The sequence below is a fragment of the Streptomyces sp. NPDC058955 genome (assembly GCF_042741435.1).
GTDB lineage: Bacteria > Actinomycetota > Actinomycetes > Streptomycetales > Streptomycetaceae > Streptomyces.
The window spans coordinates 1-21358 of record NZ_JBHYKM010000017.1 but is presented as its reverse complement, the minus strand read 5'-3'; the positions used below and the strand labels follow the sequence as shown (position 1 = coordinate 21358).

The 21358-nt window shown below is 73.9% G+C and carries 16 protein-coding genes and 3 tRNA genes; 9 read left to right on the top strand and 10 right to left on the bottom strand.

Annotation, left to right across the window (positions count from 1 at the left end):
• Positions 1 to 27: 27 nt before the first annotated feature.
• The 3 genes from ACFW1I_RS09915 to ACFW1I_RS09905 all read left to right on the top strand — a co-directional run bounded on the left by ACFW1I_RS09915 (position 28) and on the right by ACFW1I_RS09905 (position 4328).
• On the top strand, positions 28 to 1287 hold the full coding sequence (locus ACFW1I_RS09915) for an NAD(P)/FAD-dependent oxidoreductase (RefSeq protein ID WP_384668143.1): 1260 nt from the start codon (positions 28 to 30) through the stop codon (positions 1285 to 1287).
• Positions 1288 to 1316: 29 nt separating this feature from the next.
• Positions 1317 to 3203, top strand: a complete 1887-nt coding sequence (dnaG, locus tag ACFW1I_RS09910; protein WP_384668141.1) for a DNA primase — start codon at positions 1317 to 1319, stop codon at positions 3201 to 3203.
• 108 nt (positions 3204 to 3311) lie between these two features.
• The gene (locus ACFW1I_RS09905; protein WP_384668139.1) at positions 3312 to 4328 is read left to right on the top strand and encodes an RNA polymerase sigma factor; all 1017 of its coding nucleotides are present in this window, start codon (positions 3312 to 3314) and stop codon (positions 4326 to 4328) included.
• A 51-nt stretch (positions 4329 to 4379) separates the two neighbouring features.
• On the opposite strand, the gene ACFW1I_RS09900 is transcribed toward ACFW1I_RS09905, so the two are convergent.
• The 4 genes from ACFW1I_RS09900 to ACFW1I_RS09885 are packed head-to-tail and all read right to left on the bottom strand — an operon-like array spanning position 4380 to position 9885.
• The gene (locus ACFW1I_RS09900; RefSeq protein ID WP_384668136.1) at positions 4380 to 6308 is read right to left on the bottom strand and encodes an ABC transporter ATP-binding protein; all 1929 of its coding nucleotides are present in this window, start codon (positions 6306 to 6308) and stop codon (positions 4380 to 4382) included.
• Positions 6308 to 8041, bottom strand: coding sequence for an ABC transporter ATP-binding protein (locus ACFW1I_RS09895; RefSeq protein ID WP_384668133.1), 1734 nt, complete (start codon positions 8039 to 8041; stop codon positions 6308 to 6310). Before ACFW1I_RS09895 ends, ACFW1I_RS09900 begins: the two co-directional genes overlap by 1 nt.
• 53 nt (positions 8042 to 8094) lie before the next feature.
• Positions 8095 to 9534, bottom strand: coding sequence for an FGGY family carbohydrate kinase (locus ACFW1I_RS09890; protein WP_384668131.1), 1440 nt, complete (start codon positions 9532 to 9534; stop codon positions 8095 to 8097).
• A gap of 36 nt (positions 9535 to 9570) precedes the next feature.
• Positions 9571 to 9885, bottom strand: coding sequence for a YtxH domain-containing protein (locus ACFW1I_RS09885; RefSeq protein ID WP_384668129.1), 315 nt, complete (start codon positions 9883 to 9885; stop codon positions 9571 to 9573).
• Between the two features lie 146 nt (positions 9886 to 10031).
• On the opposite strand from ACFW1I_RS09885, the gene ACFW1I_RS09880 reads away from it, so the two are divergent.
• The 3 genes from ACFW1I_RS09880 (at position 10032) to ACFW1I_RS09870 (ending at position 10435) form a co-directional block, all read left to right on the top strand.
• Positions 10032 to 10104, top strand: a tRNA-Asn gene (locus ACFW1I_RS09880).
• Between the two features lie 5 nt (positions 10105 to 10109).
• Positions 10110 to 10182 (top strand) — tRNA-Asn (locus ACFW1I_RS09875).
• 176 nt (positions 10183 to 10358) lie between these two features.
• A tRNA-Ile gene (locus ACFW1I_RS09870) sits at positions 10359 to 10435 on the top strand.
• Between the two features lie 75 nt (positions 10436 to 10510).
• On the opposite strand, the gene ACFW1I_RS09865 is transcribed toward ACFW1I_RS09870, so the two are convergent.
• Positions 10511 to 10654, bottom strand: coding sequence for a hypothetical protein (locus ACFW1I_RS09865; RefSeq protein ID WP_384668127.1), 144 nt, complete (start codon positions 10652 to 10654; stop codon positions 10511 to 10513).
• A gap of 148 nt (positions 10655 to 10802) precedes the next feature.
• Between ACFW1I_RS09865 and ACFW1I_RS09860 the strand changes: the two genes are divergently transcribed.
• Both ACFW1I_RS09860 and ACFW1I_RS09855 read left to right on the top strand, forming a co-directional pair.
• Positions 10803 to 11393, top strand: a complete 591-nt coding sequence (locus tag ACFW1I_RS09860) for a TetR/AcrR family transcriptional regulator (protein ID WP_384668294.1) — start codon at positions 10803 to 10805, stop codon at positions 11391 to 11393.
• Positions 11393 to 12235 carry an alpha/beta fold hydrolase gene (locus ACFW1I_RS09855; RefSeq protein ID WP_384668126.1) on the top strand — a complete coding sequence of 281 codons (843 nt, stop codon included), beginning with the start codon at positions 11393 to 11395 and terminating at the stop codon, positions 12233 to 12235. The genes ACFW1I_RS09860 and ACFW1I_RS09855 overlap by 1 nt, the downstream gene beginning before the upstream one ends.
• Before the next feature lie 30 nt (positions 12236 to 12265).
• On the opposite strand, the gene ACFW1I_RS09850 is transcribed toward ACFW1I_RS09855, so the two are convergent.
• The 4 genes from ACFW1I_RS09850 to ACFW1I_RS09835 all read right to left on the bottom strand — a co-directional run bounded on the left by ACFW1I_RS09850 (position 12266) and on the right by ACFW1I_RS09835 (position 16764).
• Entirely contained in the window at positions 12266 to 14044 is a 1779-nt protein-coding gene (locus ACFW1I_RS09850; protein WP_384668124.1) for an HEXXH motif domain-containing protein, read from the bottom strand.
• A gap of 21 nt (positions 14045 to 14065) precedes the next feature.
• Positions 14066 to 14323: a hypothetical protein gene (locus ACFW1I_RS09845; protein ID WP_384668122.1), complete on the bottom strand. Its 258-nt coding sequence runs from the start codon at positions 14321 to 14323 to the stop codon at positions 14066 to 14068.
• A 78-nt stretch (positions 14324 to 14401) separates the two neighbouring features.
• Complete coding sequence (locus tag ACFW1I_RS09840; RefSeq protein ID WP_384668120.1) at positions 14402 to 15553, bottom strand: caspase family protein; 1152 nt, start codon at positions 15551 to 15553, stop codon at positions 14402 to 14404.
• Positions 15550 to 16764, bottom strand: a complete 1215-nt coding sequence (locus tag ACFW1I_RS09835) for a hypothetical protein (protein WP_384668117.1) — start codon at positions 16762 to 16764, stop codon at positions 15550 to 15552. The genes ACFW1I_RS09840 and ACFW1I_RS09835 overlap by 4 nt, the downstream gene beginning before the upstream one ends.
• Positions 16765 to 16894: 130 nt before the next feature.
• On the opposite strand from ACFW1I_RS09835, the gene ACFW1I_RS09830 reads away from it, so the two are divergent.
• On the top strand, positions 16895 to 18208 hold the full coding sequence (locus ACFW1I_RS09830) for a cation:proton antiporter (protein ID WP_384668292.1): 1314 nt from the start codon (positions 16895 to 16897) through the stop codon (positions 18206 to 18208).
• Between the two features lie 38 nt (positions 18209 to 18246).
• Here ACFW1I_RS09830 and fxsT read toward each other — a convergent pair.
• A partial coding sequence (fxsT, locus tag ACFW1I_RS09825; protein WP_384668115.1) for an FxSxx-COOH system tetratricopeptide repeat protein occupies positions 18247 to 21358 on the bottom strand: 3112 nt, incomplete at its 5' end.

Below are 21358 nucleotides of genomic sequence, written 5' to 3'. Positions count from 1 at the left end.
AACCGGTCGCAACGAGGAGGAATCAACGTGGTCGACGCAGATCAGACCTTTGTCATCGTCGGCGGGGGCCTGGCCGGCGCCAAGGCGGCGGAGACGCTCCGCGCGGAGGGCTTCAACGGCCGGGTGATCCTCATCGGCGACGAACGCGACCACCCCTACGAACGGCCCCCGCTCTCCAAGGGCTACCTGCTCGGCAAGAAGGACCGGGACTCCACCCTCGTCCACGAGCCCGCCTGGTACGCGGCCCACGACGTCGAACTCCACCTCGGCCAGACCGTCACCGCGATCGACCGGGACGCCCGTACCGTCCGGCTCGGCGACGGCACCGTCATCCGCTACGACAAGCTGCTCCTCGCCACCGGCTCCGAGCCGCGCCGCCTCGACATCCCCGGCACCGGCCTCGCCGGCGTCCACCACCTGCGCCGCCTCTCCCACTCCGAGCGGCTCCGCGACGAGCTCAAGGCCCTCGGCCGGGACAACGGCCACCTCGTCATCGCCGGCGCCGGCTGGATCGGCCTGGAGGTCGCCGCCGCCGCCCGCACGTACGGCGCCGAGGTCACCGTCGTCGAGGCCGACCCCACCCCGCTGCACCGCGTCCTCGGCCCCGAGCTCGGCCAGCTCTTCGCCGACCTCCACACCGAGCACGGCGTCCGCTTCCACTTCGGCGCCCGGATCACCGAGATCACCGGCCAGGACGGCATGGTCCTCGCCGTCCGCACCGACGACGGCGAGGAGCACCCCGCCCACGCCGTCCTCATCGCCATCGGCGCCGCCCCCCGCGCCGCCCTCGCCGAGAACGCCGGCCTCGCCCTCGTCGACCGCGCCGACGGCGGCGGCATCGCCGTCGACGCCTCCCTGCGCACCTCCGACCCCGACATCTACGCGGCCGGCGACGTCGCCGCCTCCGACCACCCCTTCCTCCACCACCGCATCCGCGTCGAGCACTGGGCCAACGCCCTCAACGGCGGCCCCGCCGCCGCCCGCGCCATGCTCGGCCAGGACGTCTCCTACGACCGGATCCCGTACTTCTTCACCGACCAGTACGACCTCGGCATGGAGTACTCCGGCTGGGCGCCCCCGGGCTCGTACGACCAGGTCGTGGTCCGCGGCGACACCGGCAAGCGCGAGTTCATCGCCTTCTGGCTGCACGAGGGCCGGGTGATCGCCGGCATGAACGTGAACGTGTGGGACGTCACAGAACCGATCCAGAAGCTCATCCGTTCCCGCGCCACCGTGGACCCGGACGCCCTCTGCGACCCGTCCGTCGCCCTGGAGAGCCTGCTCTGATCCGTACGGGTGAGCCGTAGACTCTACGCGTGGCAGGCAGGATCAACGATGACGACGTGAAGGCGGTCCGGGACGCGGTCCCGATCGACTCCGTGGTGTCCGAGTACCTCCAGCTCCGCAACGCCGGCGGCGGGAACCTCAAGGGACTCTGCCCCTTCCACGACGAGAAGTCGCCCTCCTTCCAGGTCAGCCCCAGCAAGGGACTCTTCCACTGCTTCGGCTGCCAGGAGGGCGGCGACACCATCGCCTTCGTGATGAAGATCGACCACCTCTCCTTCTCGGAGACGGTCGAACGGCTCGCCGCCAAGGCCGGCATCACCCTCCGCTACGAGGAGGGCGGCTACAACCCCGGCCACCAGCGCGGCGAGCGCATCCGCCTGATCGAGGCCCACAAGATCGCCGCCGAGTACTACGCCGGCCAACTCGCCTCCCCCGAGGCCGAGATCGGCCGCCGCTTCCTCGCCGAGCGCGGCTTCGACCAGGCCGCCGCCGAGCACTTCGGCGTCGGCTACTCCCCGGCCGGCTGGGACCACCTCACCCGCTTCCTGCGCGGCAAGGGCTTCTCCGACAAGGAACTGATCGTCTCCGGCCTCTCCCAGGAAGGCCGCCGCGGCCCCATCGACCGCTTCCGCGGCCGCCTCATGTGGCCGATCCGGGACGTCGGCGGCGAGATCGTCGGCTTCGGTGCCCGCCGCCTCCGCGACGACGACAACGGCCCCAAGTACCTCAACACCCCCGAGACCCCGGTCTACAAGAAGTCCCAGGTCCTCTACGGCATCGACCTCGCCAAGAAGGAGATCGCCAAGACCAGCCGGGCCGTCGTCGTCGAGGGCTACACCGACGTCATGGCCTGCCACCTGGCCGGCGTCACCACCGCCATCGCCACCTGCGGCACCGCCTTCGGCGGCGAGCACATCAAGATCCTCCGCCGGCTCCTCATGGACAACGGCTCGGCCCGCGTGATCTTCACCTTCGACGGCGACGCCGCCGGCCAGAAGGCCGCCCTGCGCGCCTTCGAGGACGACCAGAAGTTCGCTGCCGAGACGTACATCGCCATCGCCCCCGACGGCATGGACCCCTGCGAGCTGCGCCTCGCCAAGGGCGACGACGCCGTCGCCGACCTGGTCGAGCCCCGCACCCCGCTCTTCGAGTTCGCCCTCCGCCAGATCGTGAACCGCTACGACCTGGACACCCCGGCGGGGCAGGCCGCCGCCCTGGACGAGGCCGCCCCGATCGTTGCGAAGCTGAAGGACCTGTCGGTACGCCAGCGGGTCGCGGTCAAGCTCGCGGGCCTGCTCGGCATCATGGAGGACCAGTTCGTCGTCCGGCGGATCAGCCAGATCGCCCAGTGGCAGCGCGGCAAGGGGGGTCCCCCGCAGCCCGCGCGGCGGCAGCGCTCGTACGACGACGTACAGGCCCCCACCGCCCCCGCCGGGCCCGCGCTCAACCTCCGCAGCGCCGCCCACCGCACCGAGCGGGAACTCCTCAAGCTCGCGCTGCAACGGCCCGAACTGGTCTCCCCCTTCTTCGACGCGTACGGGGTGGACGAGTTCACCGCACCGCCGTACGCCGCCGTGCGGCAGTGCATCCAGGACGCGGGCGGCGCCGACGGCGCCCCCGCCGACTACGTGGACGCCGTCCTCGAAGCCTCACCCAACGACACGGTCCGCGCCCTCGTGCGCGAGCTCGTCGTGGAGGGGATCCTCGTGGCCAAGGGGGTGGACGAGGTCTACGCGGCCAACCAGCTGGTCGCAGTCCGGCTCCGCGCGGTGGACCGCCGCATCGATCAGCTCAACGCCGCGCTGAAGCGGCTCGGGCACACGAACCCGGAACAGGTGACCGCGGCACAGCAGGAGCTGTACGTCCTCCAGCAGTACAAAGTGGCCCTGCAGTCGCACGGCGCAGCCGCCCTCTGACCCAGGGTCACCAAAAAGTCACCGCACGCCCCTCGTGGCGGCGATGTGTCGTACCCCACACTGGGCTGGGTGACGGAGCCGTTCCGCCCTTCCTGGAGGTCGCCCACCGTGCAGACCGAGATCCAGACCACCGACCCGGACGAACTCCCCCCGCTCCCCGAACTCCCCGAGGTCCCGGCCCAGCGGCGCCGCACCGCCGACACCGGCGGCAACGGCCCCTCCGCCGACCTCTTCCGCCAGTACCTCCGCGAGATCGGCCGCATCCCCCTCCTCACCGCCGAGGAGGAGGTCGAACTGGCCCGCCGGGTCGAGGCCGGCCTCTTCGCCGAGGAGAAGCTGGCCCGCACCCCGGACCTCGACTCGCAGCTCGCGTACGACCTCGACCGGCTCGTCGTCCTCGGCCGGATCGCCAAGCGGAGGCTGATCGAGGCCAACCTGCGGCTCGTCGTCTCCGTCGCCAAGCGGTACGTCGGCCGCGGCCTGACCATGCTCGACCTCGTCCAGGAGGGCAACCTCGGCCTCATCCGGGCCGTCGAGAAGTTCGACTACGCCCGCGGCTACAAGTTCTCCACCTACGCCACCTGGTGGATCCGCCAGGCGATGTCCCGGGCCCTCGCCGACCAGGCCCGGACCATCCGCGTCCCCGTCCACGTCGTCGAACTCATCAACCGGGTCATCCGCGTCCAGCGCCACCTGCTCCAGGAACGCGGCTCCGAGCCCACCGCCGAGGAGGTCGCCGCCCACCTCGACCTCACCCCCGAACGGGTCCTCGACGTCCTCCGGCTCGCCCAGGAACCCGTCTCCCTCCACACCCCCGTCGGCGAGGAGGAGGACGTCGACCTCGGCGACCTCATCGAGGACGGCGACGCCGCCTCACCCGTCGAGTCCGCCGCCTTCCTGCTGCTCCGCCGCCACCTGGAGGACGTCCTCTCCACCCTCGGCGAGCGCGAGCGCAAGGTCGTCCAGCTCCGCTACGGCCTCGACGACGGCCGCCCCCGCACCCTGGAGGAGATAGGCCGGCTCTTCGGCGTCACCCGCGAACGCATCCGCCAGATCGAGTCCAAGACCCTCTCCAAACTCCGCGACCACGCCTACGCCGACCAGCTGCGCGGCTACCTGGACTAGGCCCAGGGCCCGCGCCGACGTCCGGCACGGGCCCTGCGCACGCTCGCCCGGTCAGTCGACCTCGGCGACCGCCTCCGCGAACTGCGCCGCGTACAGCCGGGCGTAGGCCCCGCCCGCGACCAGCAGCTCCTCGTGCGTGCCCTGCTCCACGATCGAGCCGTTCTCCATCACCAGGATCACGTCCGCGTCCCGGATGGTGGAGAGCCGGTGCGCGATCACGAAGGAGGTACGGCCCTGGGCCAGCCGGGCCATCGCCTTCTGGATCAGCACCTCGGTCCGGGTGTCCACCGAGCTGGTCGCCTCGTCGAGGACCAGGATCACCGGGTCCGACAGGAACGCCCGGGCGATGGTGATCAGCTGCTTCTCGCCCGCGCTGACCGCCGCCCCGTCGTCGTCGACCACCGTGTCGTACCCCTCCGGCAGGGTGCGGACGAACCGGTCGGCGTGGGCCGCCCGCGCGGCCTCCTCGACCTCCGCCCGGGTCACCTCGCGGGTGGCGCCGTACGCGATGTTGTCGGCGATCGTCCCGCCGAAGAGCCAGGTGTCCTGGAGGACCATGCCGATCCCGGCCCGCAGCTCCTCCCGGGACATCGACGCGATGTCCGTGCCGTCCAGCGTGATCCGGCCGCCGGTCACCTCGTAGAACCGCATGAGGAGGTTGACCAGCGTCGTCTTGCCGGCGCCCGTCGGACCGACGATCGCGACCGTCTGGCCCGGCTCCACGGTGAGCGACAGGTCCTCGATGAGCGGCTTGTCGGCCTCGTAGCGGAAGGAGACGTGCTCCAGGGCCACCTTGCCCTTGAAGTCGCGCGGCTTCTCGGAGACCGGCGCGTCCGGCTCCTGCTCCTCCGCGTCGAGCAGCTCGAAGATCCGCTCCGCCGAGGCGATGCCCGACTGCACCAGGTTCGCCATCGACGCCACCTGCGTCAGCGGCATCGAGAACTGGCGCGAGTACTGGATGAACGCCTGCACGTCACCGATGGAGAGCGTGCCGCTCGCCACCCGCAGACCGCCGACCACCGCCACCAGGACGTAGTTGAGGTTCGAGACGAAGAACATCACCGGCTGCATGACGCCGCTGTTGAACTGCGCCCGGAAACCGGCCTCGTACAGCGCCTCGTTCTGCTCCCGGAAGCCCTTCGCGGCCTCGTCCTGCCGGCCGAAGACCTTCACCAGCGTGTGCCCGGTGTACATCTCCTCCACGTGCGCGTTGAGCGCGCCCGTGGACTTCCACTGCTGCACGAAGTGCGGCTGCGAGCGCTTGCCGATCCGCGCCGCGACCACCACCGACACCGGCACCGTCACCAGCGCCACCAGGGCGAGCAGCGGCGAGATCCAGAACATCATCGCCAGCACGCCGACGATCGTCAGCAGCGAGTTGATGAGCTGGCCCATCGACTGCTGGAGCGTCTGCGAGATGTTGTCGATGTCGTTGGTCGCCCGGGACAGCACCTCGCCGCGCTTGGCCCGGTCGAAGTAGGACAGCGGCAGCCGCGCCAGCTTCGTCTGGACGTCCTCGCGCATCCGGTACACGGTCCGGTTGATCACCTTGATCGACATCCGGGTGGAGACCAGCATCAGCAGCCCCGCCGCCACGTACACCGCCAGCGCGAGCAGCAGCACCTCGCCGACCGCGCCGAAGTCGATGCCCCGCCCGGGCGTGAAGCCGACCCCGGACAGCATGTCGGCCATCCCGCCGTCGCCGTCCGCCCGCAGCTTCTCCAGGGCCTGCGCCTTCGTCACGCCCTCGGGCATCTGCCGCCCGACCACGCCGGCGAAGACCAGGTCGGTCGCCCGGCCGAGGATCTTGGGGCCGATCACCGCGCCCGCCACCGACAGCACGCCGGCGAGCAGCATCGTCCAGAGCGCGGTCCGCTCCGGCGCCAGCTGCCTCAGCAGCCGCTTCGACGACCCCTTGAAGTCCATCGACCGCTCACCCGGGGCGCCCCCGGCCATCATGCGTCCGCCAGGACCGGCCATCAGGCTGCCTCCGCCTCGGTCAGCTGGGAGAGCACGATCTCCCGGTACGTCTCGTTCCCCGCCATCAGCTCGTGGTGGCGCCCGGTGCCGACGACCCGGCCCTCGTCGAGGACCACGATCCGGTCGGCGTCCCGGATGGTCGACACCCGCTGGGCGACGATCACCACGGTCGCGTCCGAGGTCTCCTCCGCGAGCGCCGCCCGCAGCCGGGCGTCCGTCTCGTAGTCGAGCGCGGAGAACGAGTCGTCGAAGAGGTAGATCTCCGGCCGCTGCACCAGCGTCCGCGCGATCGCCAGCCGCTGCCGCTGACCGCCCGACACATTGGTGCCGCCCTGCGCCACCGGCGCCTCCAGGCCGCGCTCCAGCGTCCGGACGAAGTCGGCCGCCTGCGCCACCTCCAGGGCGTGCCACAGCTCCTCGTCGGTCGCGTCCGGATTGCCGTACCGCAGGTTCGACGCCACCGTCCCCGAGAACAGGTACGGCTTCTGCGGGACGAGCCCGACCGTCCGCGCCATCAGCGACGGGTCCAGCCTCCGCACGTCCACCCCGTCGACCAGGACCTCGCCGCCGGTCACGTCGAACAGCCGCGGCACCAGGCCCAGCAGGGTCGACTTGCCGGAGCCGGTCGAGCCGATGATCGCGGTGGTCTCACCGGGCCGCGCCACCAGCTCCACGTCCCGGAGCACGGACTCCTCGGCGCCCGGGTAGCGGAAGTCCGCCGCCCTGACCTCCAGGTGCCCGCGCCGCTCCAGGGCCGTCACCGGCTCGGCCGGCGGCACCACGCTCGTCGAGGTCCCCAGGACCTCCTCGATCCGCTCGGCGCAGACCTCGGCCCGCGGCACCATCATGAACATGAAGGTGGCCATCATGACCGCCATCACGATCTGCATCAGATAGGCGAGGAAGGCGGTCAGCGCGCCGATCTCCATCCCGCCGCTGTCGATGCGGTGCGCGCCGAACCAGACCACGGCCACGCTGGACACGTTCACGACCGTCATCACCGTCGGGAACATCAGCGCCATCAGCCGGCCGGTCGCCATCGACACGTCGGTCAGCTCGCCGTTGGAGCCCCGGAAGCGCTCCTCCTCGTACCCGTCCTTCACGAAGGCGCGGATCACCCGGTTGCCGGTGATCTGCTCGCGCAGCACCCGGTTCACCGTGTCGAGGCGCTCCTGCATGGTCCGGAAGAGCGGCCGCATCCGCTTCACGATCAGCGACACCGAGATGCCGAGCACCGGCACCACGGCGAGCAGCACACCGGAGAGCGGCACGTCCTGGCCGAGGGCCATCACGATGCCGCCGACGCACATGATGGGCGCGGAGACCATCAGGGTGAACGCCATCAGGACCAGCATCTGGACCTGCTGGACGTCGTTCGTCGTCCGGGTGATCAGCGACGGCGCGCCGAACTGCCCGAACTCGCGCGCCGAGAAGGACTGCACCCGGTCGTAGACGGCGGCGCGCACGTCCCGGCCGACCGCGGCGGCGGTCCGCGCGCCGTAGTACACGGCCCCGATGTTGCACAGCACCTGCGCCACGGACACGCCGATCATCAGCGCGCCGAACCGCAGGATGTAGCCCGTGTCCCCGTTGACGACGCCCTCGTCGATGATGTCGGCGTTCAGGGTGGGCAGGTAGAGGCTCGCGCAGGTCGCCAGGAACTGGAGCAGGACGAGCAGGGCGATGGGTTTTCGATAGGGCCGCAGATGGGTTCGGAGAAGTCTTATGAGCACGGTTCCCACTATCGCCCTCAGGCCGGGACCGTTACGACCGCCTTTCGCGCGTGTCAGGCGTCGAACGCCCCCGGGTGGATCTGCTCCCGCGCCGCCACGTACTGCTGGCGCACCGCCTGGCCCACCGCCAGCTCGTCGCCCGGCTCCAGGATCTGCGCGGCGGCGCCCTGCCAGGCCGGGGGAGCGGACGGCGCGAGCGTCCCGCGGGCCACGCCCAGCGCCCAGGCGGCCTGCCGGGCCGCGCCCAGCGCCGCGTAGTCGGCCGGCTGGGGGACGACGACCTGCGCGCCGAACAGCGCGGGCGCCAGGGCCTGGACGGCGGGCAGCGCGGCGGCCGCGCCGAGCAGGAAGATCCGCCGGACCTCGACGCCCCGGCCGCGCACCACGTCCAGGGCGTCGCCGAGGCCGCACAGCATGCCCTCGAAGGCGGCCCGCGCCAGGTGCTCGGGCTTCATCGCCTCGCGGCGCAGCCCGGTGAGGGTGCCGGCGGTGTGCGGCAGGTGCGGGGTCCGCTCGCCCTCCAGGTAGGGGAGGAGCACCAGACCGGAGGAGCCGGGGGTGGACTTCAGGGCCAGCGCGGAGAGTTCGTCCAGCGACTCCGCGCCCAGCATCTCGGCGGTGCCGCGCAGGGTCCGGACCGCGTTGGTGACGGAGACGACCGGCAGGTGCATGCCGGTGGCGTCGGCGTACGAGGTGACGGCGGCGCCCGGCCGGTCCAGGGCCTGGTGGTGGACGGCCATGACGGAGCCGGAGGCGCCGAGCGAGACGACGGCGTCGCCGGCGCCGAGCCCGAGCCCGAAGGCGGCGGCCATGGTCTCGCCGGTGCCGGCGGAGATCAGCAGCCCCTCGGGGGTGGTGCCGGCGGGCTCGGCGGGACCGAGCACCTCGGGCAGCGCGACGCCCTGCCCGAGCGCCAGCTCGACGAGGTCGGGGCGGTAGGCGCCGGTGCGGGCGGACCAGTAGCCGGTGCCGGAGGCGGCGCCGCGGTCGGTGGTGCGGCGGGCGGGCCGGCCGAGGAGCTGCCAGACCAGCCAGTCGTGCGGCTGGAGGACGGCGGCGGTCCGCCGCGCGTTCTCGGGTTCGGTGCGGGCCAGCCAGCGCAGCTTCGCGATCGGCAGGCCGGACTGGGGGACGGCGCCGACGGCCTCGGCCCAGGCGTCGCGCCCGCCGAGCGCGTCGACGAGGTCGGCGGCGGCGACCTGGGCCCGCTTGTCGTTGCCGACCAGCGCGGGCCGCACCAGGCCGCCCTGGGCGTCGAGCGGCACGACGCCGTGCGCCTGCGCGCACACGCCGATGGCCTCCACGCCTTCGAGGAGACCGCCGGTCGCGGCCTCCCCGAGCGAGAGCAGCCATGCCTGCGGGTCGACGTCGGTGGCCTTGGCGTCGACCGGGTGCGGGGCATGCCCCTGCCTCAGTACGGCGCCCGTGTCCGTGTCACAGACGACGATGCGCGTGGCGTCCGAAGAGCTGTCGAGTCCGGCGACTATCCCCATGACACCCGATTCTGCCGCACGCGGGGCCGGGACGGGTCAGGTGTTGCTGGTGCCCCAGTCGTCGTCCTCGCTGACCTGCCCGTTGGCGTGGGCGCGTCCGCGCAGGGCGGACACCCGGTCGGTGACGGAGGACGGCAGGTGGTCGCCCACCTTGTCGCCGACCACGTGCGCGGCCTTCCCGGCGTACTGCCGGCCGGTCTGCGCGGCGGACTCGGCCGCGTTCCGCACGGCCGGGTTCTGCGCGAAGTCCTTGGCGGCCTTCTTCATCCGCTCGTACCGCTCGCGCCCGGCGCGCGTTCCGATCACGTAACCGAGCGCGAGACCCGCGACGAACGTCAGCTTGTACCGCACGCTGCGATCCTTCCCTGGTGGGCCCTGGGGATGTCCTGGGGATACCGATTGGCGGAGCACCCCCCTGCTTGCGCTAATGTATGTCTCGCAGCGAGCGCCCGCCGCCCGGGACAACCGGGGCAGGACCGTTCGGTGCACCGCAGCAATCCCCTGTAGCTCAATTGGCAGAGCAGCCGGCTGTTAACCGGCAGGTTACTGGTTCGAGTCCAGTCGGGGGAGCGCGATCCCCTGTAGCTCAATTGGCAGAGCATTCGGCTGTTAACCGGAGGGTTACTGGTTCGAGTCCAGTCGGGGGAGCAGATCGAAAAAGGACCCTCAGGGGTCCTTTTTCGCGTTCCCGGGAACCATCCGTTCCCCGCCGCGGTCTTCATGGTCGAGCAGACCCGGTCGTGCCGATCATCCGGAGCAGGAGATCGTATGAGCGGCTATGCTGCGGCAGGACGGCGCGCACACTTGTACGCGCGTCGACGCGAGGGGCGGTAGCTCAGCCGGTTAGAGCAGCGGACTCATAATCCGTCGGCCGTGGGTTCGAGTCCCACCCGCCCCACCACAGCCCGTGGCCGCAGGAAGGTTTCTCTGCGATCACGGGCTTCTTGCTTCCACGGTGCACCCGCCGTGACGCGCATCACGGCAGCGACACGCCCGGAGCCACCCGGACGCCTCGGTCCGCGCGGAAGGCGACGCGGACCGCGCTGTCCGCCGGGATCACGAGCGCGCGCCGGAACCGCTGCGGGTGGTCGGCGACGGGCAGCGTCGGAACGGACCGCATCCGACCCGTGTCCCGGCAGTCTGAAGCGTCGCCATATCGGGAGGAATCGTCGTTCGGTGGCCGCACCCGGGTGGTTCGCGCGGGGTCTGGCGTGGCGGAACTAGGAGTCCTAGGTTTAGGCTAGGGGTCCTAGGAAGGGGTGAGGGTGATGGTGCGGGCCGGGTTGACGGCGGAGCGGGTGACCGTCGCGGGGGGTGAGGTGGCGGACGAGGTCGGGTTCGAGGGGGTGTCGATGGCGCGGGTGGCGCGGCGGCTGGGGGTGAAGGACGCGAGCTTGTACGCGCATGTGCGGAATCTGGAGGACCTGCGCGGCCGGATCGCGCTGCTGGCGGCGGACGAGAAGACCATCCGCATCGCGGAGGCGACGGCCGGGCTGTCGGGGAAGGACGCGCTGGTGGCGTTCGCCGACGCCTGGCGCGCGTACGCCCACGAGCACCCGGGGCGTTACGCGGCGACGCAGGCCGCGATCGAGATCGACCCGCGGCTCGCGGCCGAGGCGCCGGGGCCGCGCCGCGCGGTGGAGCTGACGTACGGGATGCTGCGCGGCTACCGGCTGTCCGAGCCCGATCTGACCGACGCCGTCCGGCTGCTGCGCAGCACCTTCCACGGCTTCGTCGCCCTGGAGGCGGCGGGCGGCTTCGCCCACGCGCGCACGCCGCAGCAGTCCTGGGAGCGCGCCCTCGACGCCCTGCACACCCTCCTGGAGCACTGGCCGACCGCCCGAGAAGGAGACTCCTGATGACCGAGCCCACCGTCGGAAGCCTGCGCGTGCCCGGCGCGACCCTGCGCTACGAGGTGCGCGGCCGGGGCCCGCTCCTGCTGCTGATCCCCGGCGGTGCGGGCGGCGCGGCCGCCGTCGAGGAGGTCGCCGACGCGTTCGCCGCCGACCACACCGTCGTCTCCTACGACCCGCGCGGCATGGGCGGCAGCCCCCTGGACGACCCCGAGGCCGAGCAGCGGGTGGCCGAGCACGCCGACGACGCCCTGCGGCTGCTGGACGAGCTGTCGCCCGGCGAGCCCGCCCGGGTGTTCGGCGCCAGCTCGGGGGCGATCACCGCGCTCCACCTGCTCACCACCCGCCCCGACCGCGTCGAGCGGGTCGTCGCGCACGAGCCGCCGGTGGTGGAGGTCCTGCCGGACGCCGCCGTGCACCGCGCCCTCGTCGCCCGGGTGCGGGAGACGCTGAGGACCCAGGGGCTCATGCCGGCGATGGGCGTGTTCGCCGAGGGGCTGCGGAAGGAGGGCGAGGACGACACCGCCGGGCCGAGGACCGTCACCGAACTGCCGCCGCGGGCGGCCGCGCGGCTGGAACGGACCATGGCCGACCTGCCGTACTTCGTCGGGCGCATCGTGCCGAGCTTCATGGCCCACACCCCGGACGCCGACCGGCTGGAAGCACTCTCCGGCCGGCTCGTGCTCGTCGGCGGCGAGGATTCGCGCGGCGAACTGCCCTACCGTACGGCCGCGTTCCTGGCCGACCGGATCGGCGTGGAGCTCCGGCACTTCCCCGGCGGGCACACCGGCCTGACCACCCACCCCGCGGAGTTCGCCGAGCACCTGCGCGAGGCCCTCAGCGCCTGACGGCGCCCCGCCACGGGACGTCCCGGCCCGTCACAGCGCGGTCGCGAGCCAGTGGGCGAGGGCGTCGGGCGAGGTCGTGCGGAGTTCCCGGTGGAGGGGGCGGAGGAGTTCCGGGCGGTCGAGGAGGCCGCGGGCCTTCGGGGCGGCCGTGGTGACGGCGAGGACCAGGCCCGTCCACGCCGCCGGGGACTCGGGGTCCTCGGCCAGCAGCCGGGCGTAGGCCGTCGCGGCCGCGGGGTCGCCGGCCAGCAGGGCGTGGTCCGCGGCCGGGGCGGGCGGCTCGCCCGCCGGGGACGGGTCCAGCAGGTGGCGGATCAGCCGGACGCGGGTGTGGGACCAGCGGGCGGTCGGATCCGGGGCGAGCGCGGGCGCCGCGACCCGGTGGGGCGGGACGGCGGAGAGATACGCCCCGGCCAGGGCCCGGACGTCGGCGGGCGCGGGCGCCAGATGCCGGATGCGCCACTCGGCGCGGTGGTCGGCGGCGGCGAGCGCGGCCCACGCGTCGACCTCCGGACGGACCCGGGCGTCGGTCTCCCAGGCGTCCAGCCGGGCGCGCATGCCGGCCACGAAACGGCGCCCGTGCGCGGTGAGCGCGGGGTCGGCGGCGAGGGTCCCGACCGCCTCCCGCGTCTGCCGTCGGCTGAGCGCGAACTCGAACTCGGCCGGGGCCCGTTCGGCGGGCGGGATCCGGTCCAGCCGGCGGGACCAGAAGTCGGTGATGCCGAGGAAGGCGTACGCCCCCTGGAGCAGACCGCTCAGCGGACGCGGGTCGTCGCGCCAGGGGGCGTGGTGCCGCTCCTCGCCGCCGTCCCGCTCCAGCGTCAGCAGGTGCAGCAGCGCGCCCAGTTTGGTGTGCTGGAACTCGTGGACCAGGGTGACCGCGAAGGTCACCGGGTCCGGCGGCAGCGAGGTCAGCAGACCGCCGAAGGCGTCGCCGGACGAGGCGCTGAGCACCACCCCGGTCGGCGACGGGTCCACCGGCGTCAGGCTCCGTAACCCCACCACGAGGGCCGCCGCCGCCTCCGGGTCGCACGCCTCCAGGACCTCGACGGCCCCCTCGAACCCCTCCTGCCAGTCGGCCGCCGCCTCCGGGGCGAGCCGGGCCGGCGGCAGCGGGTCCCCCAGGTCACGGTAGGGATCGACATCGTCCAGGCGGCAGCTCACCGGCCGCCCCGCCACGCGCGCGTGCAGCCCGCGCAGCGCCAGCCAGCCCGGGGCGTCACCCCCCGGCGCGGCGGGCGGGCCCACCGCCTCCCGGTGCGGCTCGACCGTCAGCCGGCCCGCCGCCACCGCCACCTCCGCCGTCCCCAGGGCCGGTCGCCCCGGCAGCACCGCCAGCCCGAGCCCCGGGAACATCACGGCACCGTCCCGCAGCGGCACGGTGGCGGACAGCGGCAGTCCGGCGCGCAGCGCGGCGGCGGCGCAGAGCGCGTACACCTGCCCGAGGTCGGCCCAGAGCGGCCCGTCGCCCCACGCGGTGTGCCGCAGCCGGCGCAGCCCGTGGCCGAGCCAGCTGCCCACCTGCGGATGGAGCAGCAGCTCCCGGAACTCCTCCGGGGCCGCCTCCTGGGCGGCCGTCAGCGCCGCCCACGCGCTGTCCACGGACGGCAGCGGCCCCAGCGCGCCGGGCGTCCGCGCCGCCGTGTCGAGCAGCGCCCGGAGCAGCAGGAGCCGCCTGCTGTACTCGGTCGTCCGCAGGAAGCGGACGGTGTCCGGGCCGCCCCGGCCGGCGGCCAGGGCGTCGAAGTGCGCCGAGGGGATGAGATGGTGCGCGGCACGGGCGGGCTGGTGACCTGCGTCGGTCTGCACGGATCTCCTCCCGGCGGACCGTCAGTCGAACCGCTTGGGCGGCTCGGACCCGCCGGCGAAGTTCACCCGCGGCCGCTCGACCTGGCGGAGCAGCCGCTCCAGCGAACCCGCGTGCAGCCGCGGATGCCGGGACCTGAGGGCGGACAGCGGGACGTCGCTGAGATCGACCAGCTCCGATCCCAGGTACGCGGGCGCCGTCCGCTCCGCTTCCGTGTGCGCGTGTGCCGTGTGCTCGTGTGCCGTGCGCTCCGGCCCCGTGTAGGCGTCGGACGTGTGCATCGACATCCCCCTTGCCCTGCCCTGAACCCCGTTGGCCTTTCATGATGACGCAGCCCAGGGGGTTCCGGAAGGGCGTGATCAGGCGGGTGCGCCCCCTGGTTCGGGCCCCAGCCAGCACTCCGCCCACTCCGCGAGCAGGAGCTGCTCCCGCGAGCCCGGTTCGAGCAGGGTGAGGGCGTCGACGAGGGCCCGCAGGCCGCCCGGATGGCGCCGGCAGCTCCGCACGATGCTGATGATGTCGGGCCGGGCCGCCCCGTGTCGGGGGACGGACCCGGCCAGGTCGGCGGGGAGCATCCCGAGGACGAGCTGCCGCTGGTTCTGGTCCGTCATGCCCGGCCAGCCGGCCAGCAGGCCGATCAGCTGGGCCAGGCCCGCGTCCGTCACCGGCTCCTCCACGGCCCGCCGCGGCGCGGGCACGGCCGGCGCGGCGGGCGCGGCCGGGCCGGGGGAGCCGTCGAAGCGGTGCTCGTCGCCCGCCCAGGACCGGTGCCAGAGCGAGGTCGGCCGCTGGCCGCCGCCGGTGAACTCCCGCAGCACGGTGTCCGCGAGCGCCGCCATGTCCGGCGGCCAGGCGCCCGCGCCGTCCGGCGCGGCCAGCGCCGCCAGCACGGCCCGGGAGAACGCCCCCGTCTGCCGCACCGGATCGTTGGCCGCCCGCTGCCCCCGCCCGGAGGCCAGCAGCACGAACTGCTCCCGGCCCGGCAACCGGTCGCCGCCGGGCGGGAGTTCCTGGGGCAGCGAGCGGGCGAGCATCAGGTCCTCGACGAAGGTCTGGCAGGAGTCCACCAGCCAGATCTGCCGCCGGAAGCCGGGCACGAGGTCGGTGGAGAAGGCGGTCAGCCAGGCGTCCAGGTCGAGGTTGCGCCGGTCGTCCGGCCCGGCGTCCGCGTAGAAGAGCCGCCGGTGCCCCTGCGGGTCGGTGACCCCGTGCCCGCCCCAGAACACCCACAGCAGGTCGCCCTCCAGGGCGGGCAGCCGCCGGGTCAGCACCTCCTGCACGGCCTCCCGCCCGGCGGGCCCCTCCGGTACGTCCACCTCCGGCCCGCCCGCCCCCGGCAGCGGTGCCAGGAGCAGCGAGATGTGCGCCGCGGGCACCCCGCGCCCGCGCAGCCAGGCGGTGAAGCGGCGGGCGTCGGCGGCGGGCCCCGGCAGGTCCCAGGACGGGCCGGCCGCGTACCGCTCCGCGCCGACGACGACCGCGTGGGTCCGCTCCGGGCGCGCCCCGGTCACGGCAGCTCCGCCGCGAGGAGCCGGTACAGCTCGGGATTGCCCCAGTAGGCGCTGTGCGCGAGCGGGAATGGCTGCCGGCCGTCCACGGCGACGTCCTCGACCCGCCCGGGGAAGACCCCGGCGCCGACGTAGCCGAGCAGGTCCCGGGGGTCGTACACGTTGATCCAGCGCGGTACGTGGGCGGGCAGCGGCCGGCCGTGCTCCAGGCTCGGCAGCGCCCCCAGCTCGTACAGGAACGGCGCCTGCGAGCCGACCGTCACCAGCAGTTCGACCTCCGGCAGCGCCCGTTCCACCAGCAGGTCCAGGCAGGCGATGCCGCCGAGGCTGTGCGCGAGGAGCACCACCGGCGGTTCGGCGGCCCGCACCGCCTCCGCCACGATCTCGCGGATCGCGCCGCCCCGGGCCAGATAGAGCAGGACGTCGCCGGCCGCCGGGTGGGCGGCGTCGGTGAGGGCGGACCGCCGCTTCACCGCCTGCGCGGAGGCCAGGCCGAGCGCCAGCCGCCCGGCGAGCCGCTTCACCCCCCGGGTCACCGGTCCCCGGTGGCTGCCGGCGCCGGGGAGGGCGGCGGTGAGCAGGGCGGTGATCCGCTCGACGGCCCCGTCGCGGGCGGTCCCGTCGAAGGCCGCCGCGGATCCGCCGCGGTCGGTGCGGCGGCGTACCGCCTCGGCGGCGAACGCCCGGGCCAGGACGTCCGGTCCGGCGGCGGCGGCGGGCGAGCGCAGGAAGTCCCGGCCGTCCGGCGAGGTGACGACGGCGGCCACCGCGGCGGCGAACTCCCCGCCGATCCCGGCTGAGTCGAGCAGTCCCCGCAGCGGCTCGTCCCCGCCGAGCGCCAGGGCCGCCGCGGCGAGCGCCTCGCCGGGCGGCACGGCGCCCGGCGCCAGCTCCGTACGGCCGCCGGACTCCGCGGCGAGCAGCCGCAGTTCGAGCAGGGGATCGAGATAGAGCAGCCCCCACAGCTCGACGTCCTCGTCGGCGCCGCCGTCCGTCCCCCGGGCGCCCGGGTCCGCGACGTCGCGCCCGGTCCCGTACCCCGGCACCGACAGGCCCCCGGAGCGCAGCGCGGAGCCCGCCCGTCCGCCCCAGTAGCAGGGAGTCACGGTGACGTCGGGCCGGGCCGGCCCCAGTCCGGCCCGCACCCGCTCCAGACCCTCGGAGTACCCGGGCTCGCGCACCCCCGTGCCGTGTACGAGAAGCACCGTCGTCACTGCTGACCCCCGTCCGCGGTGGCATACGCCAAATGCCTTTCACGATAGGGCACTTGCTGCCCCGGCGCCTACACTGAGCAGGGGAGTGGCGCACGGCCGCGCACGCCCCGGAAGGGGTGTGCCGGTGAGCATGGACTCCGTCGTCACGCATGTCGTCGCGGCTCTCGCCGTGGTGATCGCGGCCTCCCACGCCGCCGGCGCACTGGCCCGGAGGCTCGGCCAACCCCCCGTCATCGGCCAGCTGTTCGCGGGGATCGCGCTCGGCCCGAGCCTGCTCGGCCTGCTCCCCGGCGGGGTGTACGAGAAGCTCTTCCCGGAGCAGATCCAGCCCGTCCTCACCTCGCTGGCCCAAGTCGCCCTGGTCTTCTTCCTCTTCGCCGTCGGCTACGAGCTCGACCTCGGGCTGCTCCGCCACCAGAAGGCCGTCACCGCCGTCTCGGTGACCGGTTTCGCCCTCCCCATGCTGCTCGGCGCCGGCATCGTCCTGGCCCTCCCGGAAGCCTTCCGCGAGGTCAACGGCGGCCGCCCGGTCGACTCCACCTTCGTCCTCTACATGGCGGTCGCGCTCTCCATCACGGCCGTGCCGGTCCTGGCCAGCATCATCAGGGACCAGGGGATCGCCCGGACCGGACCGGGCACCATCGCCATGGCCGCGGCCGGTGTCATCGACGCCCTGAGCTGGCCGGTGCTCGCCGTCGTCCTGGTCGGCGGCGCGCACGGCTCGGCCCGCGCGTGGGCGGTCAAGGCCGTCCTGCTGGCCGGCTACGTCCTGGTCATGCTCCTCGCCGTACGGCCCCTGCTGGCCCGCTGGTTCCGGCGGCCGGGCGGCGCGGCGGGCCGCGTCCCGCTCGCCGTCACCCTCGCCCTCGCCTCCGCCTGGGCCACCAGCGCGCTCGGCCTGCACGTCATCTTCGGCGCGCTGCTCGCCGGGCTCGTCATGCCCCGGCTGCCCGACGGCTCCCCGGACGCCCGGCTCCTCGGCCCGCTCCAGGACATCGGCGGGCTGCTGCTGCCGATGTTCTTCGCGATCTCCGGGACGGCCGTGGTGCTCGGCGGGCTGCGCGCCTCCGACCTGCTGGTCCTCGCGGTGATCTGTGCCGCGGCGGTGGTGGGCAAGGTGGGGGCGGGGGCGGTCTCGGCGCGCGCCGCCCGCCGGCCCTGGCGGGACGCCCTGCTGATCGGCGTCCTGCTCAACACCCGGGGCCTGACCGAGCTGATCGTGCTCAACGTCGGCCTCCAGGCCGGGGTGATCGGCCCCCGGCTCTACGCGCTGCTGGTCGTGATGGCGCTGCTGACCACGGCCGCCACCGGGCCGCTGATCCGGGTGCTGCGCCACCCGGACGCGACGCCGCCCTTCCCGGCGGCCGGCGGGAAGGTGCCGGCCGGCCGGCCCGGGCAGGGCTCCGCGCCACCGGTCGCCGCCGACGCGGAGGCCACACCCTGACGGCGGCACGGCAGCACGGCGGAACCGCCCCGCCCGGCCTAGAAGGGGACGGGCGCGATGTCGACGTCGGCCCGCCGGCCGGCGGCGGAGGCCGCGGTCGCCGGGTGGTCCTCGCCGAGCCGGCTGCGGAAGGCCGCCAGGGTGTCGGTGTGCAGGGCGGTGGCCTCCGCTGCCCGGTCCAGCGCCCGCAGGTCCAGGACCACGTTGGTCGCGCAGGCCAGCGTCGTCGGGTGGTCCTCGCCGAAGTCGCGGGCCAGCGCCTCCAGGGTCCGCCGGTCCAGCTCCAGGGCCTCCTCGTGCCGTCCGTCGGCCGCGTACTGGCTGGCGACGCCGATCGCCGCCGTCAGGGTGAGGACGTGGTCGCCGCCCAGCGACTCCCGCAGTCCCGGCCACGCCACCTCGACGTGGTTCCGGGCGGCGTCCAGGTCGCCCAGGTGGCGCAGGGTGATCGCCAGGTTGACCCGGGCGGAGAGGGTGTACGGGTGGCCGGCGCCGAGCTGCGCCGCGTACCGCCCCAGCGTCGCCTCGCCCAGCTCCCGGGACCGGCGCAGCTGCCCGTCCTGGCGCAGGTCCACCACGAGGTTGGCGGCGCAGGCCACCGCGTCCGGGTGGTCGGCGCCGTACCGGCCCTCGAACGTCGACCAGGCCATCTCGCACAGTGCCAGCGCCCCCTCGTGGTCGCCCGCGCGGCGCCGGGAGACGGAGAGGACGCGGGCGCAGCCGAGGGTGCGGTGGTTGTCCTCGCCGAAGGTGGTGAGGTAGCGGCTGTAGACGTCCTCCAGGTGGGCGACGGCCTCCAGGTAGTCGCCGGTCTCGCGGATGTCGATGGCCAGGCCGACGAGGGTGTTCAGGGTCTCGACGTGGTCGTCGCCGAGGGCGAGCGCGCGCAGCCGGGCGGTCTCCGTGTCGTACTCCCGGGCCTCCCGGTAGAGGCCCATGAGCCGCAGGCCGACGCCGAGGCTGTGGGCGGCGCGGAGGGTGGCCGGGTCGTCCTCGCCGAAGGCCCGCAGCGCGCGGTCGTACACCTGCCGGTTGATCTCCAGGCCCCGGGCCATCTCGGCCCGCAGCCGCAGCCCGCTGGTGTGCTGGATGAGGGCGTCGAGGGTGCCCTCGTCGTCCTCGCCCGCGGTCCGCAGGTAGACGTCGGCGGTGTGCTCCATCATCGCCGCGGCCTCCTCGTACTCGCCGAGCACCCGGAGGATGAAGGCCAGCCACTTCGCCATCTCCAGCGTGAGCTGGTCCTCGGCGCCGAACTTCTCCGTCCAGATCTCCAGCGCCTCGCGGGCCATCCGGGCGGAGCCCGCGTGGTCGCCCCAGGCGTACAGGAACTCGGCCATCTCGCGGATGAGGCGGCGCGCCCACGGGGACTCGCACTCGACGGTCCGGGAGACCACCACGTGCGGCAGCAGCTCCTGGTAGCGCGGCCAGAGCGCGCGGGTGCTGGGGCCGCCGGGGTTGGCGTCGGCGAGCAGCAGATGGGCGCCGTGCCGCATGTCGGCCTGCTGCTGCGGGGACATGCGGTTGACCAGCACGGCCTGGACCAGGCGGTGCAGCTGGATGGTGTCGTGCCGGTGCTCGATCCGGGCCAGGGCGTAGATGTTGATCTCGCGGATGGCGCGGCCGAGTTTGATCGGGTGCCGCAGGGCCTCGTCGAGTTCGGGGGCGATGGTGGTGGTCCGCGCGTTGTTGAAGAGCGAGCGGGAGATCGGCTCGGGGGCGAAGAAGGAGCAGACCTGGAGGAGTTGGAGCGCGGACGGGTTGCGCTGCTCCAGCTGGCGCAGCGAGACGTCCCAGGCGGCGGCCACCGACATCGGGTAGTCGGGGGAGGGGACGAGTTCGAGCATCAGCTCGGCGATCTTCTCGTTGATCAGCCGCAGGTAGTCGGGGACGGTCATGCCGGTGACGGCCTGCCAGGCCGCCGCCTGCTCGATGGCGAGCGGCAGGTCGCCGAGGGCCTCGGCCAGCCGGTCGGCGTCGGAGTCGCTGAGGTCGCGGGCGCGGCGGCGGAGCAGCGCCTTGCTCTCCTCGCGGGTGAAGACGTCCACGGAGAGGGTGCGGGCGACCCGGTCCCACTCCTGGTTGCGGGAGGTGATGAGGATCTTCCCGGTGCCGCCGGTGGGGAAGTAGGGGCGCACGGCCTCCACGTTCTCCGCGTTGTCGAAGACCAGCAGCCAGCGGTCGTACGGCTCGCCGCGGCGCAGCGCCTCGCGGACGGCGGGGACGGCCCGGTTGGCCTCGTCGCCCACGTTCAGGCCCATCCGCTGGGCGAGTTCGGTGAGGGCGGTGAGGATCATCGTCGGCTGCTCGGAGGGGATCCACCAGACGACGTCGTAGTCGGCGGCGTACCGGTAGACGTACTCGATGGCGATCTGCGACTTCCCGACGCCGCCCATGCCGTGCAGGGTGTGCGGGAGCACGGCCGAGGTGTCGCCGGTCAGCAGCTGGTCCCGGATCTGCGTGAGCAGGTCCTCCCGGCCCACGAAGTTGGGGTTGATCGGGGGGACGTTGCCCCAGACGGCGGGTACGGAGGGACGCGGCCGGGCCGGGACCGGGATCGACCCGGTGGCGGAGGCGGGGATCGGGGTGCCGGAGGCCGGGGTCGGCGTGCCGGAGGGGTGCGGGACCGGGGCCCGCTGGACGCCCCCTTCCTCGCGCTCAGGCTGACGGGTGGTGGTGTCCTCGGTCATGGGAGAGCCGTCCGTGTCGGGATGTACGGGGGTATCGCGGATATCGTGGACCAATCGCGCGGTGCCGGGCATGAGCGACTCTCCCGGCGGACCGCCCGACAGGGCGGTGCTGATCCGGTGGGCGCGGCGCAGATAGGGCCCGGACAGGGCGCGGAGGATCGCCAGTTCGACGCGGACGAACGGCAGGCTCTCCTCCGTGAGCGGCGGATCGGGTACGTCCTCCGGGGCGAGCAGGGCGCCGTGCAGCCGGCGGGCCGCCTCGGAGCGGTCGCCGAAGAAGTCCGAGACCGAGTGCGCGACGCGTGCGGTGTCCGCCCGCATGGCGCCGGCCAGCAGGGCTTCGCGGGCTCCGTCGACGAACTCCAGGGGGGTGGGGGGCGCGGGGGGCGGAGGCGCCGCCGCGGCGTACCCGCCGGTCGCGGGCACGAGCGGCGGGACGACGGTCACCGAAGCCCCCGCGGAC

Coding starts and splice junctions, on each gene's coding strand:
- ACFW1I_RS09890 (WP_384668131.1), bottom strand. CDS start 9,534: ATGGGGATAGTCGCCGGACTCGACAGCTCTTCGGACGCCACGCGCATC.
- ACFW1I_RS09900 (WP_384668136.1), bottom strand. CDS start 6,308: ATGGCCGGTCCTGGCGGACGCATGATGGCCGGGGGCGCCCCGGGTGAG.
- ACFW1I_RS09830 (WP_384668292.1), top strand. CDS start 16,895: ATGGACTCCGTCGTCACGCATGTCGTCGCGGCTCTCGCCGTGGTGATC.
- ACFW1I_RS09860 (WP_384668294.1), top strand. CDS start 10,803: ATGGTGCGGGCCGGGTTGACGGCGGAGCGGGTGACCGTCGCGGGGGGT.
- ACFW1I_RS09855 (WP_384668126.1), top strand. CDS start 11,393: ATGACCGAGCCCACCGTCGGAAGCCTGCGCGTGCCCGGCGCGACCCTG.
- ACFW1I_RS09845 (WP_384668122.1), bottom strand. CDS start 14,323: ATGCACACGTCCGACGCCTACACGGGGCCGGAGCGCACGGCACACGAG.
- ACFW1I_RS09865 (WP_384668127.1), bottom strand. CDS start 10,654: ATGCGGTCCGTTCCGACGCTGCCCGTCGCCGACCACCCGCAGCGGTTC.